The sequence below is a fragment of the Micromonospora chalcea genome, assembly GCF_002926165.1.
GTDB lineage: Bacteria > Actinomycetota > Actinomycetes > Mycobacteriales > Micromonosporaceae > Micromonospora > Micromonospora chalcea.
In genome coordinates this window covers 1-660 of sequence record NZ_MAGP01000102.1, presented here as the reverse complement: position 1 = coordinate 660, position 660 = coordinate 1, and the positions used below count along the sequence as shown (strand labels likewise).

Genomic DNA, 660 nt, shown 5'->3' with positions numbered 1-660 from the left:
CACCCACCCTCGGGAACCCTACCGCCAGCCCCCACCCCCACGCCTTCGCGATCTTGCAGTTTCCGCCCCGGCAAAAGCCACATCAAGCCCACCGCCGCGGCCACAAGTCCATGATCGACAGGGGCTGGGGTCAGCGGAGGAGGCGGAACAGGAGCAGGTAGACGCAGAACAGCGACGGGGAGACCAGCGCGCAGATCACGAAGCCCAGCGGCACGTACCGCCCGGTCGTGGCCTCACCGCCGGCCAGCGCCGGGCGGCCCCACCGGGCCAGCACGACCTGACCGGCCACGAAGGACAGCAGCGGCACCCCGGCGCAGGACAGCGCCGCCACCAGGTCCAGCCCGGCCACCGGCACCGGCGACCCCACGAGCGCGACAAGCATCAGCAGCGAGCCGACGAGCGCGCAACCGCCGTACACCGCGACCGCCCGGGCCGGCGCCGACCAGGTCGGCAACAGCACCGGTGTGCGGGCCAGCGCGTCGGCCTGCTGCCCGTACCCGTCGGCCTCCCCGGCGAGCCGCTCTGCCGCAGCCAGCTCCGCCGCCGGGTCACCCGCCCGCGGCGCCACACCCGGAGAGGGGTACGCCCCGACGCCCGCCTGCCCCGGCGCGGCGGCTGCGCCGCCGGTCACGCCGTCCCCCGGCCCGGCGCCCGTCCGCC

1 protein-coding gene is annotated in these 660 nt (G+C 76.5%); it reads right to left on the bottom strand.

The window, feature by feature from the left end:
- Positions 1 to 130 precede the first annotated feature (130 nt).
- On the bottom strand, positions 131 to 660 hold a 530-nt coding region (locus BAW75_RS11250), incomplete at its 5' end, for a hypothetical protein (protein WP_244206082.1).